The sequence below is a fragment of the Ruegeria sp. AM9 genome, assembly GCF_056540565.1.
In genome coordinates this window covers 104,897-129,650 of sequence record NZ_JBQFWY010000010.1, presented here as the reverse complement: position 1 = coordinate 129,650, position 24,754 = coordinate 104,897, and the positions used below count along the sequence as shown (strand labels likewise).

Annotated in this window: 28 protein-coding genes; 16 read left to right on the top strand and 12 right to left on the bottom strand. The window is 61.1% G+C overall.

Annotated features, from left to right (window positions below):
• Positions 1-21: 21 nt before the first annotated feature.
• Positions 22-1,188: an ABC transporter substrate-binding protein gene (locus ACR0DO_RS16075; protein ID WP_480560219.1), complete on the bottom strand. Its 1,167-nt coding sequence runs from the start codon at positions 1,186-1,188 to the stop codon at positions 22-24.
• A complete protein-coding gene (locus tag ACR0DO_RS16070; RefSeq protein ID WP_480560217.1) occupies positions 1,185-1,769 on the bottom strand; it encodes an ANTAR domain-containing response regulator in 585 nt (194 codons plus the stop codon). Before ACR0DO_RS16070 ends, ACR0DO_RS16075 begins: the two co-directional genes overlap by 4 nt.
• A 285-nt stretch (positions 1,770-2,054) precedes the next feature.
• On the opposite strand from ACR0DO_RS16070, the gene ACR0DO_RS16065 reads away from it, so the two are divergent.
• The 3 genes from ACR0DO_RS16065 to ACR0DO_RS16055 all read left to right on the top strand — a co-directional run bounded on the left by ACR0DO_RS16065 (position 2,055) and on the right by ACR0DO_RS16055 (position 5,717).
• On the top strand, positions 2,055-3,209 hold the full coding sequence (locus tag ACR0DO_RS16065) for a phosphoserine transaminase (protein WP_480560215.1): 1,155 nt from the start codon (positions 2,055-2,057) through the stop codon (positions 3,207-3,209).
• A 57-nt stretch (positions 3,210-3,266) separates the two neighbouring features.
• Positions 3,267-4,862 carry a phosphoglycerate dehydrogenase gene (serA, locus tag ACR0DO_RS16060; RefSeq protein WP_170447188.1) on the top strand — a complete coding sequence of 532 codons (1,596 nt, stop codon included), beginning with the start codon at positions 3,267-3,269 and terminating at the stop codon, positions 4,860-4,862.
• A gap of 117 nt (positions 4,863-4,979) precedes the next feature.
• A complete protein-coding gene (locus ACR0DO_RS16055; protein ID WP_480560213.1) occupies positions 4,980-5,717 on the top strand; it encodes a metallophosphoesterase family protein in 738 nt (245 codons plus the stop codon).
• On the opposite strand, the gene ACR0DO_RS16050 is transcribed toward ACR0DO_RS16055, so the two are convergent.
• Positions 5,704-7,221, bottom strand: a complete 1,518-nt coding sequence (locus ACR0DO_RS16050; protein ID WP_480560211.1) for a malonate--CoA ligase — start codon at positions 7,219-7,221, stop codon at positions 5,704-5,706. The two genes, ACR0DO_RS16055 and ACR0DO_RS16050, sit on opposite strands and share 14 nt — an antisense overlap.
• A 308-nt stretch (positions 7,222-7,529) precedes the next feature.
• On the opposite strand from ACR0DO_RS16050, the gene serB reads away from it, so the two are divergent.
• On the top strand, positions 7,530-8,411 hold the full coding sequence (serB, locus tag ACR0DO_RS16045; RefSeq protein WP_480560209.1) for a phosphoserine phosphatase SerB: 882 nt from the start codon (positions 7,530-7,532) through the stop codon (positions 8,409-8,411).
• A gap of 42 nt (positions 8,412-8,453) precedes the next feature.
• On the opposite strand, the gene ACR0DO_RS16040 is transcribed toward serB, so the two are convergent.
• Positions 8,454-9,281, bottom strand: coding sequence for a hypothetical protein (locus ACR0DO_RS16040; protein WP_480560207.1), 828 nt, complete (start codon positions 9,279-9,281; stop codon positions 8,454-8,456).
• A 190-nt stretch (positions 9,282-9,471) separates the two neighbouring features.
• Here ACR0DO_RS16040 and ACR0DO_RS16035 point away from each other — a divergent pair, with 190 nt between their 5' ends.
• Genes ACR0DO_RS16035 through ACR0DO_RS16025 form a run of 3 tightly spaced genes read left to right on the top strand, consistent with a single transcriptional unit; the run spans position 9,472 to position 10,559 of the window.
• Positions 9,472-9,801 (top strand): metalloregulator ArsR/SmtB family transcription factor, encoded by a 330-nt coding sequence (locus ACR0DO_RS16035; protein WP_170447178.1) that lies wholly within the window; start codon positions 9,472-9,474, stop codon positions 9,799-9,801.
• Positions 9,789-10,214: an SRPBCC family protein gene (locus tag ACR0DO_RS16030; RefSeq protein ID WP_480560205.1), complete on the top strand. Its 426-nt coding sequence runs from the start codon at positions 9,789-9,791 to the stop codon at positions 10,212-10,214. Before ACR0DO_RS16035 ends, ACR0DO_RS16030 begins: the two co-directional genes overlap by 13 nt.
• 24 nt (positions 10,215-10,238) lie before the next feature.
• Positions 10,239-10,559 (top strand): YciI family protein, encoded by a 321-nt coding sequence (locus tag ACR0DO_RS16025; RefSeq protein WP_480560203.1) that lies wholly within the window; start codon positions 10,239-10,241, stop codon positions 10,557-10,559.
• A 3-nt stretch (positions 10,560-10,562) separates the two neighbouring features.
• On the opposite strand, the gene ACR0DO_RS16020 is transcribed toward ACR0DO_RS16025, so the two are convergent.
• A complete protein-coding gene (locus ACR0DO_RS16020) occupies positions 10,563-11,561 on the bottom strand; it encodes an asparaginase (protein WP_480560201.1) in 999 nt (332 codons plus the stop codon).
• 177 nt (positions 11,562-11,738) lie between these two features.
• Between ACR0DO_RS16020 and ACR0DO_RS16015 the strand changes: the two genes are divergently transcribed.
• The 5 genes from ACR0DO_RS16015 to ACR0DO_RS15995 all read left to right on the top strand — a co-directional run bounded on the left by ACR0DO_RS16015 (position 11,739) and on the right by ACR0DO_RS15995 (position 15,234).
• Entirely contained in the window at positions 11,739-12,272 is a 534-nt protein-coding gene (locus ACR0DO_RS16015) for an invasion associated locus B family protein (RefSeq protein ID WP_170447171.1), read from the top strand.
• A 161-nt stretch (positions 12,273-12,433) separates the two neighbouring features.
• Positions 12,434-12,601, top strand: coding sequence for a hypothetical protein (locus ACR0DO_RS16010; protein ID WP_170447168.1), 168 nt, complete (start codon positions 12,434-12,436; stop codon positions 12,599-12,601).
• 127 nt (positions 12,602-12,728) lie between these two features.
• Positions 12,729-13,106, top strand: coding sequence for a lysozyme inhibitor LprI family protein (locus tag ACR0DO_RS16005; RefSeq protein WP_480560198.1), 378 nt, complete (start codon positions 12,729-12,731; stop codon positions 13,104-13,106).
• A gap of 79 nt (positions 13,107-13,185) precedes the next feature.
• Entirely contained in the window at positions 13,186-14,373 is a 1,188-nt protein-coding gene (gene rlmN / locus ACR0DO_RS16000; RefSeq protein ID WP_480560196.1) for a dual-specificity RNA methyltransferase RlmN, read from the top strand.
• Between the two features lie 255 nt (positions 14,374-14,628).
• Positions 14,629-15,234 carry a cytochrome P460 family protein gene (locus ACR0DO_RS15995; protein WP_480560194.1) on the top strand — a complete coding sequence of 202 codons (606 nt, stop codon included), beginning with the start codon at positions 14,629-14,631 and terminating at the stop codon, positions 15,232-15,234.
• A gap of 3 nt (positions 15,235-15,237) precedes the next feature.
• Here ACR0DO_RS15995 and ACR0DO_RS15990 read toward each other — a convergent pair whose 3' ends face one another.
• From ACR0DO_RS15990 to ACR0DO_RS15980, 3 genes are all read right to left on the bottom strand, one after another.
• Positions 15,238-16,896 (bottom strand): U32 family peptidase, encoded by a 1,659-nt coding sequence (locus tag ACR0DO_RS15990; protein WP_480560192.1) that lies wholly within the window; start codon positions 16,894-16,896, stop codon positions 15,238-15,240.
• Positions 16,897-16,959: 63 nt separating this feature from the next.
• A complete protein-coding gene (locus ACR0DO_RS15985) occupies positions 16,960-17,298 on the bottom strand; it encodes a chaperone modulator CbpM (RefSeq protein WP_480560190.1) in 339 nt (112 codons plus the stop codon).
• Complete coding sequence (locus ACR0DO_RS15980) at positions 17,295-18,212, bottom strand: DnaJ C-terminal domain-containing protein (protein ID WP_480560188.1); 918 nt, start codon at positions 18,210-18,212, stop codon at positions 17,295-17,297. Before ACR0DO_RS15980 ends, ACR0DO_RS15985 begins: the two co-directional genes overlap by 4 nt.
• Before the next feature lie 143 nt (positions 18,213-18,355).
• Between ACR0DO_RS15980 and ACR0DO_RS15975 the strand changes: the two genes are divergently transcribed.
• Entirely contained in the window at positions 18,356-18,739 is a 384-nt protein-coding gene (locus ACR0DO_RS15975; RefSeq protein WP_480560186.1) for a hypothetical protein, read from the top strand.
• Here ACR0DO_RS15975 and ACR0DO_RS15970 read toward each other — a convergent pair whose 3' ends face one another.
• Positions 18,740-19,837: a cystathionine gamma-lyase gene (locus ACR0DO_RS15970; protein ID WP_480560184.1), complete on the bottom strand. Its 1,098-nt coding sequence runs from the start codon at positions 19,835-19,837 to the stop codon at positions 18,740-18,742.
• A 3-nt stretch (positions 19,838-19,840) separates the two neighbouring features.
• Positions 19,841-20,683, bottom strand: a complete 843-nt coding sequence (locus tag ACR0DO_RS15965) for an LOG family protein (RefSeq protein WP_480560182.1) — start codon at positions 20,681-20,683, stop codon at positions 19,841-19,843.
• Positions 20,684-20,762: 79 nt separating this feature from the next.
• Here ACR0DO_RS15965 and ACR0DO_RS15960 point away from each other — a divergent pair, with 79 nt between their 5' ends.
• The gene (locus ACR0DO_RS15960) at positions 20,763-21,680 is read left to right on the top strand and encodes a threonine/serine dehydratase (RefSeq protein WP_480560180.1); all 918 of its coding nucleotides are present in this window, start codon (positions 20,763-20,765) and stop codon (positions 21,678-21,680) included.
• 107 nt (positions 21,681-21,787) lie between these two features.
• Complete coding sequence (gene dapD / locus ACR0DO_RS15955) at positions 21,788-22,615, top strand: 2,3,4,5-tetrahydropyridine-2,6-dicarboxylate N-succinyltransferase (protein WP_480560178.1); 828 nt, start codon at positions 21,788-21,790, stop codon at positions 22,613-22,615.
• Between the two features lie 52 nt (positions 22,616-22,667).
• Here dapD and ACR0DO_RS15950 read toward each other — a convergent pair whose 3' ends face one another.
• On the bottom strand, positions 22,668-23,003 hold the full coding sequence (locus ACR0DO_RS15950; protein WP_421596740.1) for a cupin domain-containing protein: 336 nt from the start codon (positions 23,001-23,003) through the stop codon (positions 22,668-22,670).
• Positions 23,004-23,097: 94 nt separating this feature from the next.
• Between ACR0DO_RS15950 and ACR0DO_RS15945 the strand changes: the two genes are divergently transcribed.
• Positions 23,098-23,454, top strand: coding sequence for a hypothetical protein (locus ACR0DO_RS15945; RefSeq protein WP_480560176.1), 357 nt, complete (start codon positions 23,098-23,100; stop codon positions 23,452-23,454).
• A 95-nt stretch (positions 23,455-23,549) separates the two neighbouring features.
• Here ACR0DO_RS15945 and ACR0DO_RS15940 read toward each other — a convergent pair whose 3' ends face one another.
• A complete protein-coding gene (locus ACR0DO_RS15940; RefSeq protein WP_170447139.1) occupies positions 23,550-24,608 on the bottom strand; it encodes a transporter substrate-binding domain-containing protein in 1,059 nt (352 codons plus the stop codon).
• Between the last annotated feature and the right edge of the window lie 146 nt (positions 24,609-24,754).

Genomic DNA, 24,754 nt, shown 5'->3' with positions numbered 1-24,754 from the left:
CCGATGCCTGTTTTTTAGGCGTCAGAAATCCTGAGGGTCAAAAATGCGCCCGTCCAGAAACGCGTCCCGCTGCAGCGACAGTTGCCCGTTCTGCGAGGCGACGGGTGTGGTGCTGCGAATCGCGCCTTCCAGTTTTTCCGACGCGCCGGGCAGGTCAGCCCCAATCCCGGCCATCTGATCGCGGTAGATATCGCTTCGGAACACGCCGCCCGCCTGCGCCAGTGCCAGATGCGGGTCCAGACCGTACCGCGCGGCCAGACGATGCCCGATCCATTTGGCCTGACTGCGCCAGGGGAAGTTTGCGGCGCCGTCGTGAAATTCGAGGAAACCCGGCACCTCGCGCTGCTCTGCCTGCCCCGAGATGGTGAACCGACCCGACAGCGCGCGGTCGATCAGCTCCGAGGGCAGGTTCAGGTAAGTATCGCGTGCGAGGATTTCGGCGGCGGCCGTGTGGCTTCCGGGCTGGCCCAGCCAGCGCCCGGCGCGCCAGACGGCCCGCATCAGCTTGCCCAGCAGGTGCGGTTCGGTCTCGGCCCATTCGGTGCGCACGGCCAGCACCTTTTCCGGCGCAAAGGCCCAGATCGCCAGACCGGGCAGCAACAACGCCCCCGCCTGCGCCTCCACCGCGACCGAGCCCCAGGGCTCGCCCACGCAGAACGCGTCCACGTCCCCTTCGGCCAGCGCCTGCGCCATCAGGGGCGGTGGAATGGTGCGGACCTCGACCCCTGACAGGTCTGTGGCCTCAAGCCAGCAATGCAGCAGTTCCACATGCAGCGAGAACGGGAAGGGCACGCCAAAGACCAAAGGCCGATCCGCAACCGAGGCCAGCGCAGCGGCGGCCTTGAACGGATCGTGGAAGTCGAAATCATAGCCTGTTTCGCGCAGGCGGGTTTCCAAAGCACGGCTGACGCCGATGACGTCGCCGTTCACCGACAGAACCGAGACGGCAGAGAGCGGCTGTGTGACGCCGCCCAGACCCAGCGCCATCGCGACGGGCACGGGGGATAACAAATGCGCCGCATCCACCCGGCCAAAGGCCAGCATGTCCCGAACGGATGACCATGAGGGCGCGGCGATCAGGTCCAGTTCGACCCCTTCGGCGCGCGCTAGGCCCATTTCATGCGCCACGATCAAGGGCGCGGCATCGACCAAAGGCACATAGGCGACGGGCAGGGTGACCGCGTTCATGACAGCAGCCCCGAGGCGGTGACCAGCGCCTCGGCCACGTCGGCGACACGGCGGCCCTGATCCATCGCGGCCTTGCGCAGCAGGGCGTAAGCCTCTTCTTCCTCGATCCCGCGGGCCTTCATCAGCAGGCCCTTGGCGCGGTCGATCACCTTGCGTTCCTCCAGCGCGCGTTTGGTCTCGGCCAGTTCGCGGCGCATCTGGCGGACGATCTGAAAGCGGGCGATGGCGGCATCCAGCACCGGTTTCAGCCGGTCGGGTTGCATTCCGTCCACCACATAGGCCGACAGCCCGGCCTCGATCGCGGTCGAGGCCAAATCCCCCGCCGCGCCAGACACGAACATCGCAACGGGCCGTTCCAACGGGCCAGAGGCCAGCGTCAGTTCCTCGAGCATGTCGCGGGTGGGGTTGTCGATATCGATCAGCACCACATCCGGCACCAGCGCCGCGATCTTGCGCGCAAGGCTCGAGGCATTGCCGATCACATGCACATCATAAGACCCGGACGCCTTGAGCGCATCGACGATGGCAATCGCGCGTTCGCGGTCTTCTTCCACCACTACTATGGTCAGCGTGTCTGGCATGGCCTCTTTTCACCGGCGTGTTGCCTGTTCACAAGAGATCGGGCGCGATTCTGTCCGCGTCCCATCTGCACTGCCTAAAAAACAGTCAAATGCTTCGGGCGTGGCATTGGGGAGTCATCACTTTGCCGCCTATCGGAAACTTGTGACCGCAAGCGGCACAAATGAAGTTGTCGTTTTTTTATTTCAAAGCGTCTTTTTTGCTTGCTGCGTCGCGGCGGGCTTTCTAGGTGTTGAGGTGGGACACCCCTCCCCAACGAGGGGCGTGTATCTGGAAGGGTAATACACATGACTATCGAACAACCGGTCACGCGGCCGGCAAATCCGCGTTTTTCCTCGGGCCCCTGCGCCAAACCCCCCACATTTGATCTGAGCAAACTGGCCGATGCCGCACTTGGCCGGTCGCACCGTGCCGCTGTCGGCAAGGACAAGCTGAAGGCGGCCATCGAAGGCACACGAGAGGTGCTGGGCATTCCGGCGGACTACAGGATCGGCATCGTTCCCGCCTCGGACACCGGCGCGGTCGAGATGGCGCTGTGGTCGCTGCTGGGCGAACGCAAGGTCGAGATGCTGGCCTGGGAAAGCTTTGGCGCGGGCTGGGTCACCGATGTGGTCAAACAGTTGAAGATCGACGCCGAGGTAAAAACCGCCGATTACGGGCAGATCGTGGATCTGGCCTCGGTCGATTTTGCCAATGACGTGGTGTTTACATGGAACGGGACGACCTCGGGCGTACGGGTTCCGAATGGCGACTGGATCGCCGATGACCGTCAGGGTCTGACGATCTGCGATGCGACAAGCGCCGCCTTTGCGATGGACCTGCCTTGGGACAAGCTGGATGTGACCACGTTCAGCTGGCAGAAAGTGTTGGGCGGTGAGGCGGCGCACGGGATGCTGATCCTTTCCCCTCGCGCGGTGGAACGGCTGGAAAGCTACACCCCCGCATGGCCGCTGCCGAAGATTTTCCGCCTGACCAAAGGCGGCAAGCTGATCGAAGGTATCTTTACCGGGGCCACGATCAACACGCCCTCGATGCTGGCGGTCGAAGATTACCTGTTCGCGCTGGACTGGGCGCGCTCGGTCGGTGGGCTGCAAGGGCTGATCGCCCGTGCCGACGCCAATGCCGGTGCTGTGCATGCGTTCTGTGACCAGAATGACTGGATCGCCAATCTGGCTGACGATGCGGCGACGCGGTCGAATACCTCGGTTTGCCTGAAATTCACCGATCCGCGTATTCAGGACGGCGCGAGTTTCGCCAAGGCCGTGGCCAAGCGGCTTGAGGCCGAAAACATCGCTCTGGACATCGGGGCCTATCGCGACGCGCCTGCGGGCCTGCGTATCTGGTGCGGCGGTACTGTGGAAACCTCGGATATCGCGGCGATGCTGCCGTGGCTGGCCTGGGCCTTCGAGGCCGAGATCGCGGCGCAAACCGAAGCTGCCTGACATTTCACCGGGCCGCTCAAGGCCCGGGCTTTCCATACAATTCAAGGACCAGAGAATATGGCCCCCAAAGTACTCGTATCTGACAAGCTCAGCGAAACAGCCGTGCAGATCTTCCGTGATCGCGGCATTGACGTGGATTTCATGCCCGACCTGGGCAAGGACAAGGACAAGCTGGCCGAGGTGATTGGCCAATATGACGGCCTTGCCATTCGGTCCGCCACCAAGGTCACGCCAACCCTGCTGGAAAAAGCCGACAACCTGAAAGTCATCGGCCGCGCCGGGATCGGCACCGATAACGTCGACAAGGACGCTGCATCCAAGAAAGGCGTGATCGTGATGAACACGCCCTTTGGCAACATGATCACCACCGCCGAGCATGCGATTGCGATGATGTTCGCCGTCGCCCGGCAAATCCCCGAGGCCAGTACCTCGACCCATGCGGGCAAGTGGGAAAAGTCCAAGTTCATGGGGATTGAGCTGACCAACAAGACCCTCGGCGTGATCGGTGCCGGGAATATCGGCGGCATCGTCTGCGAACGCGCACTGGGCCTGAAAATGAAGGTCATCGCCTATGATCCTTATCTGGGCGAAGAGAAAGCCGCCAAGATGGGCGTGGAAAAGGTCGAGCTGGACGAGCTGTTGTCGCGCGCCGATTTCATCACCCTGCACGTGCCGCTGACCGATCAGACCCGTAACATTCTGAGCCGGGAAAACCTTGCCAAGACCAAGAAGGGCGTTCGTATCGTCAACTGTGCCCGTGGTGGTCTGGTCGATGAGGAAGCACTGTCCGAGGCGCTGCAATCCGGTCATGTGGCCGGAGCGGCCTTTGACGTGTTCAGTGAGGAACCGGCCAAGGAAAACGCCCTGTTCAACCTGCCCAACGTGGTCTGCACGCCCCACCTTGGCGCGGCCACGACCGAGGCACAGGAAAACGTGGCGCTGCAGGTGGCCGAGCAGATCTCGAACTATCTGCTGACCGGGGCGGTGGAAAACGCGCTGAACATGCCCAGTGTGACAGCAGAAGAGGCCAAAGTCATGGGGCCTTGGATCAAGCTGGCCGGCCATCTGGGCAGCTTCATCGGTCAGATGACGGACGAGCCGGTCAAGGCGATCAACATCCTCTATGATGGTGTAGCCGCTGAAATGAACCTCGCCGCGCTGAACTGCGCCGTGGTCGCGGGGATCATGAAAAAGTTCAACCCCGAGGTGAACATGGTCTCGGCCCCGGTTGTCGCGAAAGAGCGGGGGATCAAGATCTCGACCACCAATCAGGACAAGTCCGGTGTCTTTGATGGCTATATCAAGGTCACGGTTGTCACCGACAAGCGCGAACGCTCGATCGCGGGCACCGTGTTCAGCGACGGCAAGCCGCGTTTCATCCAGATCAAAGGCATCAATATCGACGCCGAGGTGGGTGCGCATATGCTTTACACCACGAACGAGGACGTTCCGGGTATCATCGGTGCGCTGGGTCAGACCATGGGTGAGAATGACGTGAACATCGCCAACTTTACCCTTGGCCGGTCCGAGGCGGGCGGTGAGGCCATCGCTCTGCTTTACGTCGACGAGCCGGTCCCGGCCGAAGCCCGCGCCAAGCTGGCGGAAACCGGGCTGTTCACCCAGATCAAGCCGCTGGAGTTCGACGTCGCCTGAGCGGTGTTGAAATTCTGAGACAATCCGTACCCGCGCCGCCCAAGGCGCGGGTATTTTCTTTCCCGGCGACCGGAAACGCGCCACAAGCAGGGTATTCACTTTGACCGAGGATTTTTCATGACCTCCCCCATCTACGCCATCGGCGACATTCATGGTCAGCTTGGCATGCTGGAACACGCGCTGCACCTGATTGAACAGGATGGCGGGCCGGATGCGCGAATTGTGTTTCTGGGGGATTATGTGGACCGCGGCCCCGACAGTCGCGGCGTGTTGGACCTGCTGATCGAAGGGCAGCGCGCGGATCGGAACTGGGTTATGGTCAAGGGCAACCACGACCGCATGATGGCCCGGTTCGTACAGGATTGTGAGATCGCCGACAATCGCCTGCCGATCACGCTCAGCTGGCTGCACCCGCGTTTGGGCGGGCGGGAAACGCTGGGTTCATACGGGGTTGATGTCGTCGATGAAGACCGCATCTTTCAGGTCAACGAGCGCGCCTGTGCCGCGGTGCCGCCCGCGCATATCGACTTCATCAATGCGTTGCCTTTGTACCATCAGGAAGGGGAACTGTTGTTCGTCCACGCCGGTATCCGCCCCGGCATTCCGCTGGAACAACAGGCCGAGGATGATCTGGTCTGGATACGCCACGAGTTTCTGCGTGACCCCGGCCCGCATCCATGGCTGTTGGTACACGGGCACACACCGGTGGACCGGGCCGAACACTGCGGCGTACGGATCAATCTGGATGCGGGTGCGGGCTATGGCCGTCCGCTGGCCACGGCGGTCTTTGAAGGCCGCGGCTGCTGGCTGCTGACCGAGGCGGGGCGGGTGCCGCTGACCCCTAACCCTTGGTGAACAGGTCCTTGTAATCCTCACGCAGGACGTTTTTCTGCACCTTGCCCATTGTGTTGCGCGGAAGCTCATCCAGCACGATCAGCTTGCGGGGGTGTTTGAACCGGGCCAAAGCATCCTGCACATTGGCCAGAATGGCTTCGGGGTCCGGGCTCTGTCCCGGCTCGGGCACCAGAATACCCACCGGGGTTTCGCCGAAATCAGGATGCGGCACACCGATCACCGCGCTTTCCAACACACCGGGCTGGTCGTCCAGCAGCAGTTCGACCTCTTTGGGATAGATGTTGTAACCGCCCGAGATGATCAGGTCCTTGCCGCGGCCAACGATATGGACATAGCCGTCCTTGTCCACACGCCCCAGATCGCCGGTGATGAAGAACCCGTCTGGCCGCAGTTCGGCGGCGGTTTTCTCGGGCATCTGCCAGTAGCCTTGAAAGACGTTGGGGCCACGTACCTCGATCATGCCGATCTCGCCTTGGGGCAGGGTTTCGCCCGTTTCGGGATCCGTCACCTTCAGGTCCACATCCGGCAGGGGGAAGCCCACCGTGCCGGCGCGACGTTCGCCGTCATAGGGGTTCGAGGTGCTCATGTTGGTTTCGGTCATGCCATAGCGTTCAAGGATGCGGTGGCCGGTGCGGGTTTCAAACCGTTCATGCGTCTCGGCCAGCAACGGGGCCGAGCCCGAAATGAACAGCCGCATATGTCGCGTCAGATCGTCGGTGAACCGGTCATCGTCCAGCAGGCGGGAGTAAAAGGTCGGCACCCCCATCATCGAGCTGGCCTGCGGCATCAGGCGCAGCATGTCCTCAAGATCAAATTTCGGCAGAAAGATCATCGACCCGCCCGAGGCCAGCACCACATTGGTCGCCACAAACAGCCCGTGGGTGTGAAAGATCGGCAGGGCATGTAGCAGCGCGTCATCGGCTGTGAAGCGCCATTCCTGCACCAGCGTCTCGGCATTCGACAGCAGGTTGGCTTGCGTCAGCATCGCGCCCTTGGATCGCCCGGTGGTGCCCGAGGTATAGAGGAACGCGGCCAGGTCATCCTCGGTGCGGCGAACGGGCTCGAACGCGGGTAGCATACCCAGTGACCGCCGCATCAGGCTGCCGGATCCGTCGGCGTTCAGCGTCTCTAACCTTGCATTTTGGGCGGCGGCGATGGAAGCGAGCCCTTCGGCTTTCGCATCGCCGCAGACGACCAGCTTGGCGCCGCTGTTTTCGATGAAATACTGCAGCTCGCTCGTGGTGTAGCCGGTGTTAAGCGGCAGAAAGATCAACCCGGTCTGTGCACAGGCGGCATAAAGCGCCAGTGCCTCGGGGGATTTTTCGACCTGTACGGCCACCCGCTCGCCGGGTTCCAGCTCATACCCGGTCAGGGCGTTGGCGATCTGCGCGGCCAAATCCAGAAAGGCGGCATGGGTCAGGGTCTGTCCATCGGGCAAATGCAGGAACGGGGTATGCTTGCCCGCGTGAATGCCAAACAGCCGGTCATAAAGCGGGTTGCCCATAGTGTTATTCCTTTGCGCCTGCTCAATTCGGGGCTGAATCTGTCCCGGATCGGTTGGGCGGTAAAGCGGAAAACGGGGTCGGGATCAGAATTCCGTGGTCATCCGGTACCTCGCGGCACGCCCGCAAACGCCGGCACACGTGGCGCGGGTGCACGAGAACTCGATGGCCAGCATGCCCTCGGCAATCTCGCGCCCGACGGTCTGCGCTTGGCCCGTTGCGGCCCTGCATCCTGCTGTAAACGCAACAAGGTCTCTGGTGAATTGGTCGGCTGTGCGATATGCGCAGAACAGCCTTCAGGAGACTAACCATGTTCGTAGCCACTCTGTTGACCAACCCAAACACGCCTAAGCTTGAGGAAGCTCTGGTCGAGACGCTCTGCAATGCCTGGGGCGGGTCGGAGCCGATCTGGCTGAGCGAGAATGAGGCGGCCGAGTTCAGGTTCCCGGCCTTGTCCGACAATCAAGAGGCGGTCTGGGCTGAACTGCAGCTGTTGGAGGTCGACCTGATCGTGCAACCCTTCGGTAAGCGGCGCAAGCTGATGCTGCTGGCCGATATGGACAGCACCATGATCCAGCAGGAATGCATCGACGAACTGGCCGACGAGGCCGGTGTCGGCGACCGGGTCAAAGAGATCACCGCAAGGGCGATGAACGGCGAGCTGGATTTCGATGGCGCGCTGATTGAACGGGTCGGCCTGATGAAAGGGCTGGGCGAGTCGGTGATCGACAGGGTGCTGCAGGAACGTATCACGCTGATGCCGGGTGGAGCGGAGCTGGTTGCAACCATGCGCCTGAACGGTGGCTATACGGCCTTGGTTTCGGGCGGGTTCACGGCATTTGCCTCCAAGGTGGCCGAGCAGCTGGGATTTGACGAAAACCGTGCAAACACTCTGCTGACCGAGAACGGCAAACTGACCGGAGATGTTCAGCGCCCCATTCTGGGCAAGCAGGCCAAGGTGGACGCGTTGGAGCAGATCACCAAACGACTGGGCCTGTCTGCTGCCGACGTGCTGGCTGTGGGCGACGGTGCCAACGATCTGGGCATGTTGGGCAAGGCCGGAACCGGGGTGGCGCTGCACGCCAAACCTTCGGTCGCGCAGCAATGCGACGTCAGGGTCAACTTCGGAGATCTGACGGCCTTGCTATACCTGCAAGGGTATTCCCGGAACGAGTTTCGCGAGCAAGAGTGACCAGTTCCTGAGAGCGTAGAATCCCTGAGCAGCGCCAGTTCCCTAGCGCCGTCTGGCCGAGTACTTTTCCTGCAATGCGCCCGCATCCCAATACCGGTCAAGCTCTTCTTCACTATAGCCAAGCCTGATTGCCAGATCGAAGACCGCATCCAGCAATTGCTGATCCACTGAATCAATGGTTGTCGGGAGAATCTTCTGCACCTTGTCGACCGGCGTTGACTTCACATCATAATCCGCCGTTCCGGCAAAATCGGTCAAAAATGCGGATAGTTTTGGGTCGTCAGGATTATAAAGATCCTCGAACCGGTACAGACCGATGAATCCGTCACGTTCATGCTGTTCCAGAGCGAATTGATTGACTTCCAGCCAATTGAAAAGGTTTTTCTCAAAAGGCGAGAACTTTGCCGCGTTTTGCGCGACTTTCTTGAAATGCACGGTCGGGTCATCCGGGTGTATCACCGCGATTTTCTCTGTCCTTCGCCCACGCGGCACTCCGGGAACAAAGATACCGTGCGTGGCATGTGAAGTAGCGGTTTCAAACGGATTTCGAAGCAAATGCGCAAAGCCGAGTTCGTTTTTGAACCGCATTGCGAAATAGGGCAGCCACGCGTAGCAGGTCCAGCCGACGTCGATATAGGATGTGCCACTGGCCAGCATGTCTTCGATTTCAATCAGCTTGCGTTGAATGGGGACGTGCTTTCCCAATGCGCCGAAAAAACTTTTCGGGCGGCGGTAAACGTGGCGTGAGAAATAGTCGGGACCAAGGGGTTCATGCTCAACAACTGTTTCAGGTAGTGACGCCTGAAGGATGGACGCGATATTCTGCGTCGAGGTGCGGCCGGTGGAGAGAAGAAAACGGACGTTTGCCATCTTGGATCCTATGTTCACTACTGCGGCAAATCTGGCGGTCTGATTGTGGGAAAGCAACCGCTAAAGGTGGATCATCGGGCATCCGTGAAACGGCAATTCACCTGTGCCGGGTTTTCGTGAGGTCTGAAAACTGTGTGGGCAAAGGCGATGGGGTCTTTCCATTATTTAACAAAAATGTTAAACAGCGGTCATGACCACGCTTCTGACCGCATTCTCGGCCCTGTCCGACGCCACCCGATTCTCGATCGTCGAGCAGTTGATGCAGGATGGCGAGCTGCCCGCCGGTGACCTGATCGACGGGCGCGGCATGTCCGGTGCTGCGATCTCGCGCCATCTGAAGGTTCTGCGCGAGGCCGGTCTGGTGCAGCAACGGGTGCAGGGCAGCCAGCGGATGTATTCCATCCAGCCCGAGGGGCTGCGGGCGATTGCCGAATGGGCCATCTCTAAACGGCAATTCTGGGAATCCAGCCTCGACCGTTTGAACGATTTGATTGAAAGGGAAAACTCATGGCCGACCTGAAACTGGAACGTGAGTTCCCCACCACCCCGGAAAATCTGTTTGCTTGGATCAGTGATGGCGCAAAGCTGTTGCAGTGGTGGGGGCCCGAAGGGATGCATGTACCTCAGCATGATCTGGATTTCTCGCGCCTTGGGCCGTGGTATTCGGTCATGCAGAACGCCGAGGGCCAGCAATACAAGGTCTCGGGGCAGGTTACCCATGTCGATCCGCCCAACTCGGTGGGGTTCACATGGGGCTGGCATGACGATCAGGACCAGCGTGGTGCCGAAAGCCATGTAACGCTGACCGTCGAGGCGGCTGGCGAGGGCGCGCGCCTGATCCTGGATCACCGCGATCTGGGTGATGATGAGATCGCGGCGAACCACAACCAAGGCTGGACCTCGTCGCTACGCAAATTGGAAGCTCAGTTTTAAGGATTTCATCAGGGAGGAAGAGAAATGCCTCAGTTTCTGTTTGTCTATCACGGCGGTCACACCCCAACCGACCCCGCCGAAATCGAAGCGACCATGGCTGCCTGGGGGGCGTGGTTCCAGAACATGGGCGACGCGCTGGATATCCCCGGTAACCCGGTGGGCCAGTCCTATACGGTCAGTTCCGGTGGCGTGGTCGACAATGGTGGGGCAAACCCGGCCTCGGGCTTTACCGTCATCAAGGCCGACAGCATCGACGCCGCGACCGAGATGGCCAAGGGGTGCCCCATGGTTGTGAACGGCTCGGGGTCAGTCGAGGTGGCCGAGGTGCATCCGATCGAGATGTGACCCTTAGCCGGGGAACCCCGGCGCAGGGCGGATCACGCCGCATTCTATCCCGCGACGGCTGTATTGGATGGCATTCATGAATTTGCGGGTGGCCGGGTGCTCGGCCTCCAGCACGCCCAGATGCACCAGAATGGCCGCGATGGCGCATTCGCTGGCGCGGGTGGTGCCGTCGGTGATCTTCAGCGCCACACCCATGCGTTTTTCCGGAATGATGGCAACGAATACGGCCTCGGCCCCGGTCTTGATCGCGGCGCGGCCCTCCATGGCGCGCATCAGCTCGGTGCAGGCGCGGTTTTCACCGGCTACCAGTTCCGGGTGCTTGATCATCGCGGCCGTCAACTGCTGCGCCGCATCGCTGGCCCGGTCCGAGCGGTCAGCGGCCGAGGCAAACCACGCCATCGACCGCGCCAGCCCCACCAGCGAAGTGGCGAAATTCGGCGCTGAACAGCCGTCGATGCCATAGGCCGGGCTGGTCTCGCCGGTGGTTTCTTCAAGCGCGGACAGGCAGGCCTGCTGCACGGGATGGTCGATCTCCAGATATTCCGGCCCTGCGCCCATATGCTGCGCCACGGTCAGGAACCCGCAATGTTTGCCCGAGCAATTGTTGTGAATCTGGCAAGGCGTGTCGTCGGCCAGAATCAGCCCGTCGCGCGCCGCCATGTCCTCTGGTTCCTGCGGGCCACAGCGCAGAGCGTGTTCCGTCAGGCCCAGATGATCCAGCCAGGCCGTCACGCGGTCGGTATGAATATGCGCGCCGCTATGCGAGGCACAGGCCAGCGCCAGATGCTCGGAATTCAGCCCGTATTTTGCCGCCGCGCCGGAGGTAATCAGCGGAAGCCCTTGTATCATCTTGGCCGAAGACCGGGGATAGATCGTCACGTCCGGATTCCCCCAGCTTTGCACGATCTGGCCGCTGTCGTCGCAGATCACCGCGTGGCCCAGATGCAGACTTTCCAGCAAAGGGCCACGCCACAGTTCTGTCATTGATACGGGCTGCGTCATCGGGACCCTCCTTAATATGCGCAAAATTCTGCCAATCGCCCTTTCGCCTGTGGCGAAACCTGCGTTAGTGTGTGTATGTCGACAATCATCGGAATACGCAACTTACAGACGAACCGGCAAGGGGCGCAGGTGTTTCCGATGGGTATGAGGTTTAGGTCGAGCTAGGAGGCTGGACAAATGGGATCGAAACTCGTCCGCGTGATCGCGGGCCTGTGCGTGGCAGGGATGGCCACAACTGCAACCGCTCAACAGGCGTCCAGCACCAATCGCGTGGCCGCCAAGACGGATTGGAGCGTGTTCGTCGAAAAGGATCCCACCGAGTGTTGGAGCGTTGCGACACCCGACGAAACCGTCAACACCCGCGGCGGGCGCGTGGTTTCGGTGCGGCGCAGCGACATCCTGCTGTTCGTTGTGTTCCGCCCCAGCGAAAACGTTGCCGGTCAGGTGTCCTTTACCGGCGGATACCCGTTTGCAGCCGGGTCTTCGGTCAATGTCCGGATCGACGATCAGGAGTTTGAGTTCATCACCGACGGCGAATGGGCTTGGCCCGCGACCCAAGGTCAGGAGCCCAATGTGATCGCGGCCATGAAAAAAGGCACCGAGGCGGTGGTGACCGCGCGATCCGAACGCGGCACGCAGACCAAGGATACGTTCTCGTTGCTGGGGTTCACTGCGGCACTTGAGGATGCTCAGAAACGCTGCGCGAACTGATTGTGATCCGCAGACACGCAAAACCCCGTCATCCGGCGGGGTTTTCTTTTGGGCAAAACACGCCCGCTTGACGCCACGTCTGCCTGGAAAATTGATCCGTATCAAAGAGAGTTACCGGCCTTTCTGAACTAATCAGTTCAGAGACAAGGAAGGAGCTTGCCATGCTGAACAAAACCATTGTCGCCTTCATGATGACCGCCGCCATGTTCCTGAGCGCCTGTGAAAAAGACGCCGACACCTACCCGGTCTCGGGTGAGCAGTGCGGCCCGGAAGATCCGGTGAAAACGTTGGACGCTGCAGATTGCGATATCCTGCCTGCGGGTATCTGAGGGGGAACCTGACCCGATAGACATGCACTCGGTCGCACCGGTTTGGTCGGTGCGGCCGATCTGTATTTGGGGCCTTGGCGTATTGCGTGGTATCGTGGCCCGGCAACGCCTAAATCGGGATCGGAAAATGCGCCAAGCCTTGCTTTTATTGTTGTTGCCAACCGCTGCTCTGTCGGACCCGACGCTAGAGTGCTCAGGCGCAGGATCGCAGGTCGAAATCGGGTCTTGCGTCAGCGCAATGGAGGGCCGGGTCGCTCGGGCGCTGGAGGAAAGCTACGGCTTTGCAATGCAGGCAGCCGCCGAGCTGGACGAGGTCACCGGGCGTGTGGTGGCGCAGCCAGCGCTTGAGGCCGCGCATACGGCTTGGGAACGCTACAGGGATGCGCAATGCGAGGCCATCGGTGCCTCATACGGCGGAGGGTCCGGAACCGGTATCGCGATCACGTCGTGCCGGGTTGATCTGGGGCGTGCGCGGGTGGATGAATTGCTGCGCTTTGCCGATTGACCGGTACGATTCCTTTTGATCTTTGCGGATGTTCCTATATAGAGGCGCATCCCAAGCCAGAATCCGTTGAGATAGCCACATGTCGCCCAAAGCGCCGATCACTCAAGACGTCATGACCATCCCCCGCAAATTGCCCGAGGGGAAGATTAACCTTGTCGGCCTGACCCGCGACCAGCTGCGCGAAGTTCTGATCGAACATGGCACGCCGGAAAAACAGGCCAAGATGCGCACCGGCCAGATCTGGCAGTGGATTTATCAATGGGGCGTGCGCGACTTTGCTGAGATGACCAATCTGGCCAAAGCCTATCGCGCGCAACTGGCCCAGAGTTTCGTGATCGAAATCCCCGAGGTTGTGACCCGTCAGGTATCCGAGGATGGCACCCGCAAATACCTGTGCCGCATCGCTGGCGGGCACGAGGTTGAGGTGGTCTATATCCCCGAAGAGGATCGCGGCACGCTGTGCATCTCGTCCCAGGTGGGGTGCACGCTGACCTGTTCCTTCTGTCATACGGGCACGCAGAAACTGGTGCGCAACCTGACCGCGGCGGAAATTGTCGGTCAGGTGATGATGGCGCGCGATGATCTTGAGGAATGGCCGGTCCCCGGTGCGCCCAAAGACGAAACCCGTCTGTTGTCGAACATCGTTCTGATGGGCATGGGTGAGCCGCTCTATAATTTTGAAAATGTGCGTGACGCGATGAAGATCGCAATGGACCCCGAAGGGATTTCCCTGTCGCGCCGCCGGATCACGCTGTCGACCTCGGGCGTGGTGCCCGAGATTGCACGCACGGCCGAGGAAATCGGTTGTCTGCTGGCGATCTCGTTCCACGCCACCACGGACGAAACCCGTGATGTGCTGGTGCCGATCAACAAGCGTTGGAACATCGAGGAGTTGTTGCAGGCGCTGGCGAGCTATCCCAAAGCTTCGAATTCCGAGCGGATCACCTTTGAATATGTGATGCTGGACGGCATCAACGACAGTGACGAGGATGCGCATCGCCTGATCGACCACATCAAGCGCCACAACATCCCGGCCAAGATCAACCTGATCCCTTTCAACGAATGGCCGGGCGCGCCCTATAAACGCAGCTCGAACAACCGTATTCGGGCTTTTGCGAACATCATCTATCAGGCCGGTTACGCCTCTCCCATCCGCAAAACCCGCGGCGAGGATATCATGGCGGCCTGTGGGCAGTTGAAATCAGCCACCGAGCGCGCCCGCAAATCGCGCAAGCAGATCGAGGCCGAGGCCGGACTGCAAAACTGACCCGATCGATTGTCTTTCAGCGGGCGACAATAATTTAATGTTTGCCCCGCTGTTTTTTGAATGCAAAATTTGATATATTTCGACCGTCAAGGCGGGATGGGCGCATTTCACTCTTGCGCACAAAGCGGTGAAAGCCGCTCTCCGGTCGTGGCGTGTTTGTTCAGGGCCGCTATCTTATTTCTGGCATGACGAGCGGCGTTCAGGCGAACCTTATTAACCAGGTGGGCCATCCATATGTTATTACGATTAAAACGAATGTATTCGATCTTCCTTGCAGCGTTGGTGATCTCGGGCGTTTCTGCCCCCCCTGCGGCTGCGCAATCCACCGGCGAGGATGCGCATATTGCCATCGAAAACCCGGCGGATCTGTCCAAGGACGAGGCGTTGCAGATTTACAAGTCGCTGCAACGGCGCATGGCGCGCGGTTATGGTGCCGCGCAGCTGGATCTGTTGCTGAACTACCAGAGCTGGCCGCTGTTCAACGATGCGCCCTATATCTCGGCCACCCATGGCCAGCGTTTCGTGAACAGCTATGCCAACCGTATGGCGCATAACTACGGCACATTGCAGGAGGGCGAAAAGCTGCCCAAGGGCTCGGTGCTGGCCAAGGACAGCGTGACCGTCACGGATGAGGGCAACATCCATCCCGGCGCCCTGTTCGTGATGGAGAAACTGGCCGAGGGCGCCAGCCCCGACACGGCCGACTGGCGCTATATCATGGTATTGCCGGACGGGTCTTTGTTCGGTGACACGATGGGGTTCCGCGCCTCAGCGGTCGGCTATTGCCATGATTGCCACGAGGCGGTGGCGGACCGGGACTACACCTTCTTTGTTCCCGAAGACTACATCGTCGGGAACTGACGGTCAGACAGCTTCGCCGGGCAGTTTTAGCGCCGTGGCTTCGCGGCGGCTGAGCTGTTCGCCCTGTTTGCGTTTCGACAGCACCTCGCGGGCCAGCGCGTATTTCTCATCCTGCCAGAAGATCAGGCAGCCGTTGCAGCCCTTGCCGCAGCAGCCCTCGGTGCCGATCCGGTTGGTCTTGAAGCGGCGTTCGTTGCCGTCCTCACCAATCTTTTCCACCAATGTGTCGCGGCGGCGGGCGTAGGCGGTCGGGTTGTCGCGCCCTGTGGTTTCCAGCCCCTGCACCAGCTTGTCGAACCGGATCCGGCTCCAGTGTTCGTCGGTCAGGGCGCGTTCCTTGCGCAGGACGGAATAGACCGGGAATCGGGCGCGCAGGTCGTCGGTATCTTCGTGATCAAACAGGGAGAAGGGCAGGCGGATCACGGTTTTCGTGCTGCCATGCACCACGTCCAGCCGCGCGCCATCTTGGGCCCGCTCGAAATCATAGACCCGCAGCAGAACTGTGTCGCGCGAGATGGGTGAGACGAAATCCAGCACGTCACCCGGTTCCAGCTTGTTCTTCACCTCGACCAGAAACGCATCTTCGGTGACCTCGGTGACGATCCCGGCATATTCCCATTGGGCGATGGATGCCGTGTGTTCGTAATCATGCGCATAATTGGTCAGCCGCCCTTCGTGGAAGGCCAGCGTATAGCCACGGTTCCCGACGGTTTCGAGTTCGCGCATATAGGGCTTCGGGTCCCAGTTCTCGGGGTCCGCGTGATAATCGTCGATGGCCATACGATAGGCCCGCGCGACGATGGCGGCGTAATACTCGGACTTGCCGCGCCCTTCGACCTTGAGGCTGTCGACGCCGATCTTCAGGTACTCATCCAGCTTGGGCATGATGCACAGGTCGCGCGAGTTCAGGATATAAGAGCCGCGATCATCCTCTTCGATGGGCATCAGATCCCCGGGACGGCAACCTTCTTCCAGCAGGAACTCGAACAGGTCGGCGTTTTCCTCGGTGATGCGCAGTTCCTGATGCGTGCCGTCCTTGAGGCGCAACTTCAGACCATAGTTCCAGCGGCAAGAATTGGCGCAGTTGCCCTGATTGGCACCACGCTCGGCCATGAAGTTCGACAGCAGGCAGCGGCCCGAATAGGTCATGCACATGGCGCCGTGAACAAAGGCCTCAAGCTTGATGTCGGGGCATTTCTCGCGGATTTCCACCAATTCGGGATAGGACACCTCGCGGGCCAGAACCACCAGTTCGGCCCCTTGGTCCTGCCAGAACTTCACCGACAGCCAGGAACAGATATTGGCCTGGGTCGAGATATGCAGCGGCAGTTCCGGTGCCCGTTCGCTCACATATTGGAACACACCGGGGTCGGCGATGATCAACCCGTCAGGTTTCACCTTGCGGACCGTGTCGATGTATTCGTCCAGCTTCGGGATGTCTTTGTTGTGCGAAAACAGGTTCAGCGTCAGGTAGGCGCGCCGCCCGTGCTGGTGGCAGAACTCGACCCCTTCGATTACCTCTTCCAGCGAGAACTCGGATTTCGTGCGCAGCGACATATCCGGCGTACCCAGATACACCGCGTCCGCCCCGTAGAGGATGGCGAGTTTCAACTTGCGCAGGTTGCCCGCAGGCATCAGCAATTCGGATCTGGACTGGGTCATGGACATACCGGGTTTTGGATCAAGGGGGCCTTTTACGGCAAAGACCCCGAGTCCAAAAGCCCGTTATCTGCGACGGAACCGCGCTGTGCCGATCACCTCGATCAGTTGCCGGCGCACGGGGTCGGGCTGCGCCTCGACCGCGTTCAGCACCTCGCGCAGTTCGGCGCGCAAACCGTGCATCTGGTCGATCAGAGAGATCATCATCGACAGGGCATCCGGCTCCATCTCGTACTGATCATGCAGTTCGCAGGCCAGTTCCAGACGGGCGACGTCGAGGCTGTGATAGACCAGCCCCTCATCGGTTTGTTCCGGGATCACGATCTCGGCGGCCAGATACTCGGTCAGCCGGGCCGAGGTCAGGCGGGTGACGGTTGCGATCAGTTGCTCTTCGGTCAGGCTCATGACGGCATTCCTTTGCGCGGATCATAGCTGTGGTTCTCGCGCCATGTCTCCATAAACTGCTTCAACGCGTCGTCGATCTGGTCGGGCATCGTGATGGTCAGTTCGATCAGCTGATCTCCCCGCTCGGTCGAGCCGCGTTTCTTTACCCCCTTGCCACGCAGGCGCAGGGTCTTGCCGCTGCTGGTCCCCGCGGGGACGCTGACATTGACGCCGCCGTCGATGGTCGGGGCGGGCACCTTGCCGCCCAGAATGGCCTCATCAATGGTGATCGGCAGGGTGATGTGGATATCGTCGCCCTGACGGTCGAAGACCGGGTGTTTCGCGACCGAGACCGTGACCAGCGCGTCGCCCGGAGGCCCCTCACCAAAGCCCGGATCACCCTTGCCGCGCAGGCGGATCGTCTGGCCGTCGGTGATACCGGCGGGGATTTTCACCTCGATCCGGTCGCCATCGGGCAGGGTCAGTTTCTGGCTGGCGCCGAACACCGCATCCAGAAAACTGATCTGCAGGCTGTAGGCACGGTTATGCCCCGGCGCGTGGAATTCATGGCTGCGCTGGCCAGATCCGCTGCGGCCCCGCATGAACTCGGCGAAAATGTCCGACATGTCGTCCGGGTCCGCCGCGCGTCCACGATAGGGGTTTCCGGCGGCCTCGGCATAGTCGCGATAATACTGCTGCTGCGGGCGTTCCTGACCCGAGGCATCGATCTCGCCCCGGTCGTACTGCCCGCGCTTTTCCGGGTCTTTCAGCAGGTCATAGGCGGCGGCTGCGGCCTTGAACTTGGCTTCTGCCTCGGCGTCACCGGGTTTCAGATCGGGGTGGCATTCCTTGGCGATGCGCCGATAGGCCTTTTTGATCTGCGCCTCGCTGGCGTCCTTGGCGACACCAAGGGCGGAATAGGGATCGTCGCTCATCTCACCTCTCGCGGGTCGGGCTGAACAGGATGGTTTTATCATGCGTTTTCAAGGGGACAAAAGGAAGAGGCTTTTGAAACCGCTCGCAAATCCGCGCAGGTCTGTTAACATATGCATGTTTCGCATTTTTAACGGAGACCCCCATGACGCGCAGACTCAAGTCCGTTCTGGCCCTGCTGGCCGGGAATGCCATCGGGTTGCTGCTGGCGGCGCTGCTGTTGTCGGAATTTGCGATCCGGCCGATCTCGTTCATTGTGGTGGTGATCGTCTTTACGCTGGTTCAGGTGATTGCCGAGCCTTTGATCCTGAAGCTGGGGGAAAAGAAAGCACCCGCGATCAAGGGTGGCATCGCGCTGATCGTGACGTTCGTGGGTTTGCTGGTGACGGACTGGATCACCAACGGCTTGACCATCGGAGGGATTGCCAACCTGCTGGCCGCAACGCTGCTGGTCTGGCTGGGCGCGCTGATCGGCAGCATCGTGTTGCCGATCTTTGTGTTCCCGGAACTGCGCGAACCCAAGAAGTGATTACAGCGCGTTGAGGCTGGCCTCAATCGCCTGCCAAAGTTCCTCCACCGGCTCGCACCCGACCGACAGGCGGATGAAGGCGGGGTCGACATCGTCACCCCACCGGGCGCGACGCTCGGCGGAACTGTGGACGCCGCCGAAGGAGGTGGCGGGCCGCAGCATCGGGCAGGCGTTGATGAAAGTTTCGGCCTTGTCTTCCGACTCGAGCGTGATCGACAGCAGGAATCCGAACCGTGCGGTCTGAGCCTTGGCCAGCGTGTACGAGGGGTCACCGGGTAGGCCGGGATAGCGGATCTGCCGGACCGCTGCGTGATCCGCCAGCCGTTCAGCCAGCACCTGCGCCGAGCTGCACATGCGGTCGAACCGCACATCCAGCGTCTCCAACCCGCGATGCAGCAGCCATGCCTCATGCGGGCCGGGAATCGCGCCGGAAACCCTCCGCCATTCCTCGACCCGTTCCATGATCTGCGGGTTGCGGCTGGCGACATGACCCATCAGCAGGTCGGAATGCCCACCCATGGCTTTGGTGTCCGAGGCCACCACCACGTCTATACCCAGATCCAGCGGGCGCTGGCCCAAGGGCGTCAGGGTCGTGTTGTCGGCAATCGTGATACCCCCCGCGGCGCGTACGGCCTGGGCAATTGCGGGCAGGTCCATCATGTCCAGCCCGGGGTTCGAGGGGCTTTCGACAAAGACCACATCGAAGCCATCAAACCCGCCTTCGGTAAACGTGGTTGTCGGGCGTTCGGTAACCGATACACCCAGCCCCGACAGAAACCGGTCGGCAAGTACGCGTGTGACGTAATATCCATCCGAGGGGATCAGCAGGTGCGATCCGGCTTTCAGGGTCGCAAACAAAGCCGCCGAAATTGCCCCCATGCCCGACGGGAAGATCAGGCAAGGCGCGTCCTCCAGATGGGCCAGAACGTGTTCCAGATGCTGCCACGTGGGGTTGTCGACCCGGCCATAGGTGGGCAGGCCGTCCGGTGCGCCCGGCAGGTGGAACATGCTGCTTTGCGTCAGCGGCAGTGCCACCGGGTCGCCCGCGTCCAACGCATTACCGCGCAGATGCAGCATCTCTCCGGTCTTCGGCGCCATGCTTCAGCGCCCCGGAATTGTGTCGCGGGGCGGGGCAGGCTCCCAGTTCTCGATGATATCCACCGCCTCTTGTGCGGTATCGACAAAGCGGAACAGGTCGAGGTCTTCGTCCGAGATGGTGCCCGCATCGGCCAGCGCCTCCCAGTTGATGACCTTTTCCCAGAATTCACGACCGAACAGCAAGAAAGGTACACGTTCCATCCGGCCGGTCTGGATCAGGGTGAGGGATTCGAACAGCTCATCCATGGTGCCGAAGCCGCCGGGGAAGATGGTAATGGCGCGGGCGCGCATCAGGAAATGCATCTTGCGGATGGCAAAATAGTGGAAGTTAAAGCTGAGATCGGGCGTCACATACAGGTTCGGGGCCTGTTCATGTGGCAGCACGATGTTCAGCCCGATGGAACAGCCGCCCGCATCTTGTGCGCCGCGGTTTCCGGCCTCCATCACGCCAGGGCCGCCGCCGGTGACGATGACGTTTTCACGGCAGCCGGTTTCGTTCGATTTCTCGGTCATCAGCCGGGCGAATTCGCGGGCCTCGTCATAATATTGCGACAGACCGGCCAGCGTCTCAGTCCGCGCGGTGTGTTTCTGCGACGGTTCCGGAATACGCGCACCGCCGAACATGACGATGGTCGAGGTGATCTCACGCTCGGTCATGATCATCTCGGGTTTCAGCAATTCCAGCTGCAGGCGCACCGGGCGCAGCTCATCCCGGCACAGGAAATCGTCATCGGCAAAGGCAAGGCGATAGGCGGGCGAGCGCGTTTGCGGCGTGTCCGGCACCTCGCTCGCGGTCGAGCGGTCGGTCTGTGCGTCGCGGAAAGGGCTCAGGCGGTCTTCTCTCATGGGTGATGGTTCCCTGCTTGCGTGTTCCTGAAACAGCTATAGGGTTCGCGGCCAGAGCGCCAGTCACGGAAGAACAACAATGAATTGGAAGAGCGAAATTTCAGCCGCCGCCAACCGGATCACCGGGTATGCGCAGGTGACGCCGGTGATGGAAAGCACGGCCTTGGGGCTGAGCTATCCGGTCGGGATGAAGCTGGAGCATCTGCAACACACCGGCAGTTTTAAAGCGCGTGGGGCGTTCAACACGTTGCTCAGTATGGACGTGCCCGAGGCGGGCGTTGTGGCCGCATCGGGCGGCAATCATGGTGCGGCGGCGGCCTTTGCGGCGCGGTCCTTGGGCTATCCGGCGAAAATCTTCGTGCCGGAAATTGCGGGGCCGTCCAAAATCGCCCTGATCGAACAGACCGGTGCCAATCTGAGCGTGGTGCCGGGTGAGTATGCCAACGCACTGACCGGGGCGCAGCAGCACGAAGAGGCGACGGGCGCAATGCAGATCCATGCCTATGACGCGCCCGCCACCGTGGCCGGGCAGGGTACCTGTTTCGCCGAGTGGGAGGCGCAGGGCCTGCGGGCCGACACCGTTCTGATCGCCGTTGGCGGCGGCGGATTGATCGCCGGGGCGCTGGGCTGGTTTCAGGGCGCACGCAAGGTTGTTGCGGTTGAACCCGAGACCTCCTGCGCGCTGAACGCGGCCTTGCAGGCGGGGGCGCCGGTGGATGTCACGGTCTCGGGCATTGCCGCCAATGCGCTGGGCGCGCGGCGGATCGGGTCGATCTGTTTCGGGCTGGCGCAGGGGGTGACTTCGGTTCTGGTGCGGGATGAAGCCATCGCCGGGGCGCAGCAAGCCCTGTGGCAAGCGCATCGGATTCTGGTGGAACCGGCAGGTGCGACGGCGCTGGCGGCGCTGCTTTCGGGGGCCTACCGGCCTGAACCGGATGAGCGGGTGGCGGTGCTGATCTGCGGCGGCAACATCTCTCCGGACCCGCTGGGCGCTTAAAATCGCCGCAAACAGCCGCAAAGCGCGCGTTCTGCGTCGCATTGCAGCCAGTTCTTCGCTTGCGTATAGGCAACACCAACGCAAACAGATTCTGCAGGGAGCCGCAAATGTCCAACGCGCAACTGGAAGCCGCCATCGAAGCCGCCTGGGAGGCGCGCGACACCATCACCCCCGCCACCACCGGCGAGACCCGTGAAGCGATCGAAGACACGCTGAACGCGCTGGACAGCGGCTCGCTGCGTGTGGCCGAAAAGCTGGACAGCGGTGACTGGTACGTGAACCAGTGGGCCAAGAAAGCGGTTCTGCTGGGCTTTCGCATCAAGGATATGGAAATCCAGCACGGCGGTCCTCAGGCTGGCGGCTGGTGGGACAAGGTGGACAGCAAGTTCGCCGGTTGGGGTGAGAACCAGTGGCAGGCCGCTGGCTTCCGCGCCGTTCCGAGCTGCGTGGTCCGCAAATCGGCTTACATCGCGCCGGGCGTGGTGCTGATGCCGTCTTTCGTGAACCTGGGCGCCTATGTTGACGAAGGCACCATGGTTGATACATGGGCCACCGTGGGGTCCTGTGCGCAGATCGGCAAGAACGTTCACCTGTCGGGTGGCGTCGGTATCGGCGGTGTGCTTGAGCCGATGCAGGCAGGTCCGACCATCATCGAAGACAATTGCTTTATCGGTGCACGCTCCGAAGTGGTCGAGGGCTGCATCGTCCGCGAAGGCTCGGTTCTGGGCATGGGTGTGTTCATCGGCAAGTCGACCAAGATCGTCGACCGCGAGACCGGTGAGGTCATGTATGGTGAAGTGCCGCCCTATTCGGTGGTGGTCGCCGGGTCGATGCCGTCCAAGAACAATGTCAGCCTGTACTGCGCGGTGATCGTGAAGCGGGTGGACGAGAAGACCCGCTCGAAAACCGGCATCAACGAGCTGCTGCGCGACTGATCCGAGCGCAGATCAGACAGGGGCCGCAGCATCGCGCTGCGGCCTTTTTTGTTTACCCTTTGACCGGGTAGCGGTCAGGCTCCTCGAACACGTCGATCACCCGCGTTCCGGCCTTGATCTTGCCGCCATGCTCTACACCGGACGGGATCGAGTAGCTGTCGCCGGGGCGATAGGTTCTGGTCTCATCCCCAATGGTCAATTCCACCGCACCCTCGATCACCGTACCCCATTGTGCCTTGTGCGAATGCGCGGGCAGTTCGAAATCCTTGAGGAAGGTAAAGAACGCCACCAGCCCCGCATCCGACCGGATCACCGCGGATTGCACCACGTCCTCGGGGAAGGGTACATCAAGGCTGGGAAAGTCGGTGATGAAATCCGGGTACGCCATGGAAAGGTCCTTTGCGGTTTATATCCGGGCACTATGAACGCGCAGGCGACGTCCTGCAATTGCCGACCGCTTGACCGTGGGCGGGCGCGCGGCTATGGCCCCCAACATGGAAAAGCAAAAGAAACCCTCTCGTCAGCAGGTTTACACCCTGCTTGTGCAGATCGGCCGCAAGGATGGCGACGGCCTGCCCGAAGGCGCAACCGGGGCGGCGCTGATGTGTTTCGCCAGCGGTGTGGACGAGGCCGAGGCGGTGCGCGAAACCGTGGCCATCCTGAAACAGGCCGATACCGCGCCGCTGGATGTCACCGGCTATGGCACCCTGGCCGAGCGCGAGGCGCAGGGCCATGATATCGACCCCGATGAACGGGCGCTGATGCAGCGGGCCTTGGATGAAAACGCGGTAATCGTCGCGCAGATGACGCCGTTTTTCGGGGATGAAGAACAGGCCTAAGGCGTTTTGCGTTTGCAAAGCATCGAAATACGCTGCCTCTCTTTTCGGTCGAACGCGCATTTCAATGAGATTGTGTCAGCGAAACCGCTAAACGCCTAGTTCCGCACCCCGAACCACTTGCGGTAGATCTCGTCATAGGTGCCGTTTTCGCGCAGCGACAACAGCGCCTGGTTGACCTCTTCAACCCGAGGCGAACCGGTCGGGAAGGCAATTCCATAGCTTTCGCGCAGGAAGACACCGCCGGTCATAGTGGCGATCCGGCGCCCCTCGTGCGAGGCATAATAGGACAGGATCGGCGCGTCAAAGACCGCAGCGTCCAGTTCCTTGTCCTCGAAGGCGGCCAGCATCTCATCAAGGCCGGAATACCCGACGAATTCGATCTCGCGCCGGTTCAGGAAACTGGCGGCGGTGGAATCCGTGATCGTACCGACCTGCTTGCCGTATAGATCGTTGACCGAGTTCACGCTGCCGCTGATCGCATCCACCGTCATGACCGAAGTGATGCGCGCCGTGAACACCGATACGATGAACAGGGATGAGACCACCAGAATGACCCCCAGCAGGCGACCGAACGGGGTGCGAGGCATCCGTTCTTCGAACCCGCCATTCACCACCAGGTTCAGCGCCCACCAGAAGGATGGGAACCAAGCCTCGTTCAGCTTGCGGTCGAAATAGGGCTGCGAGCGGCGTTCGAACGTCCACATCAACATGCCGCCGCCCAGCAAAAGGGCAAAGGCCAGGCCGATGGCGATGAACAATTCGCGCGACAGCAGCGCATGCAGCAGCGACGGCTGGCGCGTGGCCTCGGACGGAACCATGATCTGCAATCCGGCCTCGAAAATCGGCTGGCTGAAGTCCATCTGCGTTTCACGCGCAGCGGTGATCGAGATGTTGGCGATGGCCAGATCGGCGGACCCGTCCTGCACCGCGCCCAGCATGTCGTTGAAGGTCCCGACCCGGTCGACCGAATACTCCCAGTTCAGTGCCTCGGCCAGCGCCTCGAGCAGGTCCATGGAAAATCCGGTCTGGGCCCCGTCTTCGACATAGGAAAACGGAGGGCGGGTCACCGTGGTGACATCCAGCGTCTGGGCCCGGCTTTGCTGTGCAAGAACGGCGAAGGTCAGCCAGACCAATGCGAAAAGCGCGCGTATCATCTTCAAATCACCTGTTTCGCGGGGCTCTAACGCAGATTTGAACGGTGCAGCAAGGTGGTCGCAGGGTAAAGACCTGTGTTTTGTTCAGGTGTCAGGGTGATATGCGGGGAAAAAAGCCCTCAGATTTGGGCGGGCAGGGGTTGGCA

Excerpts from the sequence above, each read along its gene's own strand:
- ACR0DO_RS15965 (WP_480560182.1), bottom strand. The coding sequence starts at position 20,683 with ATGAGAGAAGACCGCCTGAGCCCTTTCCGCGACGCACAGACCGACCGC.
- ACR0DO_RS16070 (WP_480560217.1), bottom strand. The coding sequence starts at position 1,769 with ATGCCAGACACGCTGACCATAGTAGTGGTGGAAGAAGACCGCGAACGC.
- ACR0DO_RS16015 (WP_170447171.1), top strand. The coding sequence starts at position 11,739 with ATGGGATCGAAACTCGTCCGCGTGATCGCGGGCCTGTGCGTGGCAGGG.
- ACR0DO_RS16030 (WP_480560205.1), top strand. The coding sequence starts at position 9,789 with ATGGCCGACCTGAAACTGGAACGTGAGTTCCCCACCACCCCGGAAAAT.
- serA (WP_170447188.1), top strand. The coding sequence starts at position 3,267 with ATGGCCCCCAAAGTACTCGTATCTGACAAGCTCAGCGAAACAGCCGTG.
- ACR0DO_RS16020 (WP_480560201.1), bottom strand. The coding sequence starts at position 11,561 with ATGACGCAGCCCGTATCAATGACAGAACTGTGGCGTGGCCCTTTGCTG.
- rlmN (WP_480560196.1), top strand. The coding sequence starts at position 13,186 with ATGTCGCCCAAAGCGCCGATCACTCAAGACGTCATGACCATCCCCCGC.
- ACR0DO_RS15950 (WP_421596740.1), bottom strand. The coding sequence starts at position 23,003 with ATGGCGTACCCGGATTTCATCACCGACTTTCCCAGCCTTGATGTACCC.
- ACR0DO_RS15975 (WP_480560186.1), top strand. The coding sequence starts at position 18,356 with ATGACGCGCAGACTCAAGTCCGTTCTGGCCCTGCTGGCCGGGAATGCC.
- ACR0DO_RS16005 (WP_480560198.1), top strand. The coding sequence starts at position 12,729 with ATGCGCCAAGCCTTGCTTTTATTGTTGTTGCCAACCGCTGCTCTGTCG.
- ACR0DO_RS15945 (WP_480560176.1), top strand. The coding sequence starts at position 23,098 with ATGGCCCCCAACATGGAAAAGCAAAAGAAACCCTCTCGTCAGCAGGTT.
- dapD (WP_480560178.1), top strand. The coding sequence starts at position 21,788 with ATGTCCAACGCGCAACTGGAAGCCGCCATCGAAGCCGCCTGGGAGGCG.
- ACR0DO_RS15990 (WP_480560192.1), bottom strand. The coding sequence starts at position 16,896 with ATGACCCAGTCCAGATCCGAATTGCTGATGCCTGCGGGCAACCTGCGC.
- ACR0DO_RS16025 (WP_480560203.1), top strand. The coding sequence starts at position 10,239 with ATGCCTCAGTTTCTGTTTGTCTATCACGGCGGTCACACCCCAACCGAC.
- ACR0DO_RS15980 (WP_480560188.1), bottom strand. The coding sequence starts at position 18,212 with ATGAGCGACGATCCCTATTCCGCCCTTGGTGTCGCCAAGGACGCCAGC.
- ACR0DO_RS15985 (WP_480560190.1), bottom strand. The coding sequence starts at position 17,298 with ATGAGCCTGACCGAAGAGCAACTGATCGCAACCGTCACCCGCCTGACC.
- ACR0DO_RS16055 (WP_480560213.1), top strand. The coding sequence starts at position 4,980 with ATGACCTCCCCCATCTACGCCATCGGCGACATTCATGGTCAGCTTGGC.
- ACR0DO_RS16040 (WP_480560207.1), bottom strand. The coding sequence starts at position 9,281 with ATGGCAAACGTCCGTTTTCTTCTCTCCACCGGCCGCACCTCGACGCAG.
- serB (WP_480560209.1), top strand. The coding sequence starts at position 7,530 with ATGTTCGTAGCCACTCTGTTGACCAACCCAAACACGCCTAAGCTTGAG.
- ACR0DO_RS16050 (WP_480560211.1), bottom strand. The coding sequence starts at position 7,221 with ATGGGCAACCCGCTTTATGACCGGCTGTTTGGCATTCACGCGGGCAAG.
- ACR0DO_RS16035 (WP_170447178.1), top strand. The coding sequence starts at position 9,472 with ATGACCACGCTTCTGACCGCATTCTCGGCCCTGTCCGACGCCACCCGA.
- ACR0DO_RS16065 (WP_480560215.1), top strand. The coding sequence starts at position 2,055 with ATGACTATCGAACAACCGGTCACGCGGCCGGCAAATCCGCGTTTTTCC.
- ACR0DO_RS15970 (WP_480560184.1), bottom strand. The coding sequence starts at position 19,837 with ATGGCGCCGAAGACCGGAGAGATGCTGCATCTGCGCGGTAATGCGTTG.
- ACR0DO_RS16075 (WP_480560219.1), bottom strand. The coding sequence starts at position 1,188 with ATGAACGCGGTCACCCTGCCCGTCGCCTATGTGCCTTTGGTCGATGCC.
- ACR0DO_RS15940 (WP_170447139.1), bottom strand. The coding sequence starts at position 24,608 with ATGATACGCGCGCTTTTCGCATTGGTCTGGCTGACCTTCGCCGTTCTT.
- ACR0DO_RS16010 (WP_170447168.1), top strand. The coding sequence starts at position 12,434 with ATGCTGAACAAAACCATTGTCGCCTTCATGATGACCGCCGCCATGTTC.
- ACR0DO_RS15995 (WP_480560194.1), top strand. The coding sequence starts at position 14,629 with ATGTATTCGATCTTCCTTGCAGCGTTGGTGATCTCGGGCGTTTCTGCC.
- ACR0DO_RS15960 (WP_480560180.1), top strand. The coding sequence starts at position 20,763 with ATGAATTGGAAGAGCGAAATTTCAGCCGCCGCCAACCGGATCACCGGG.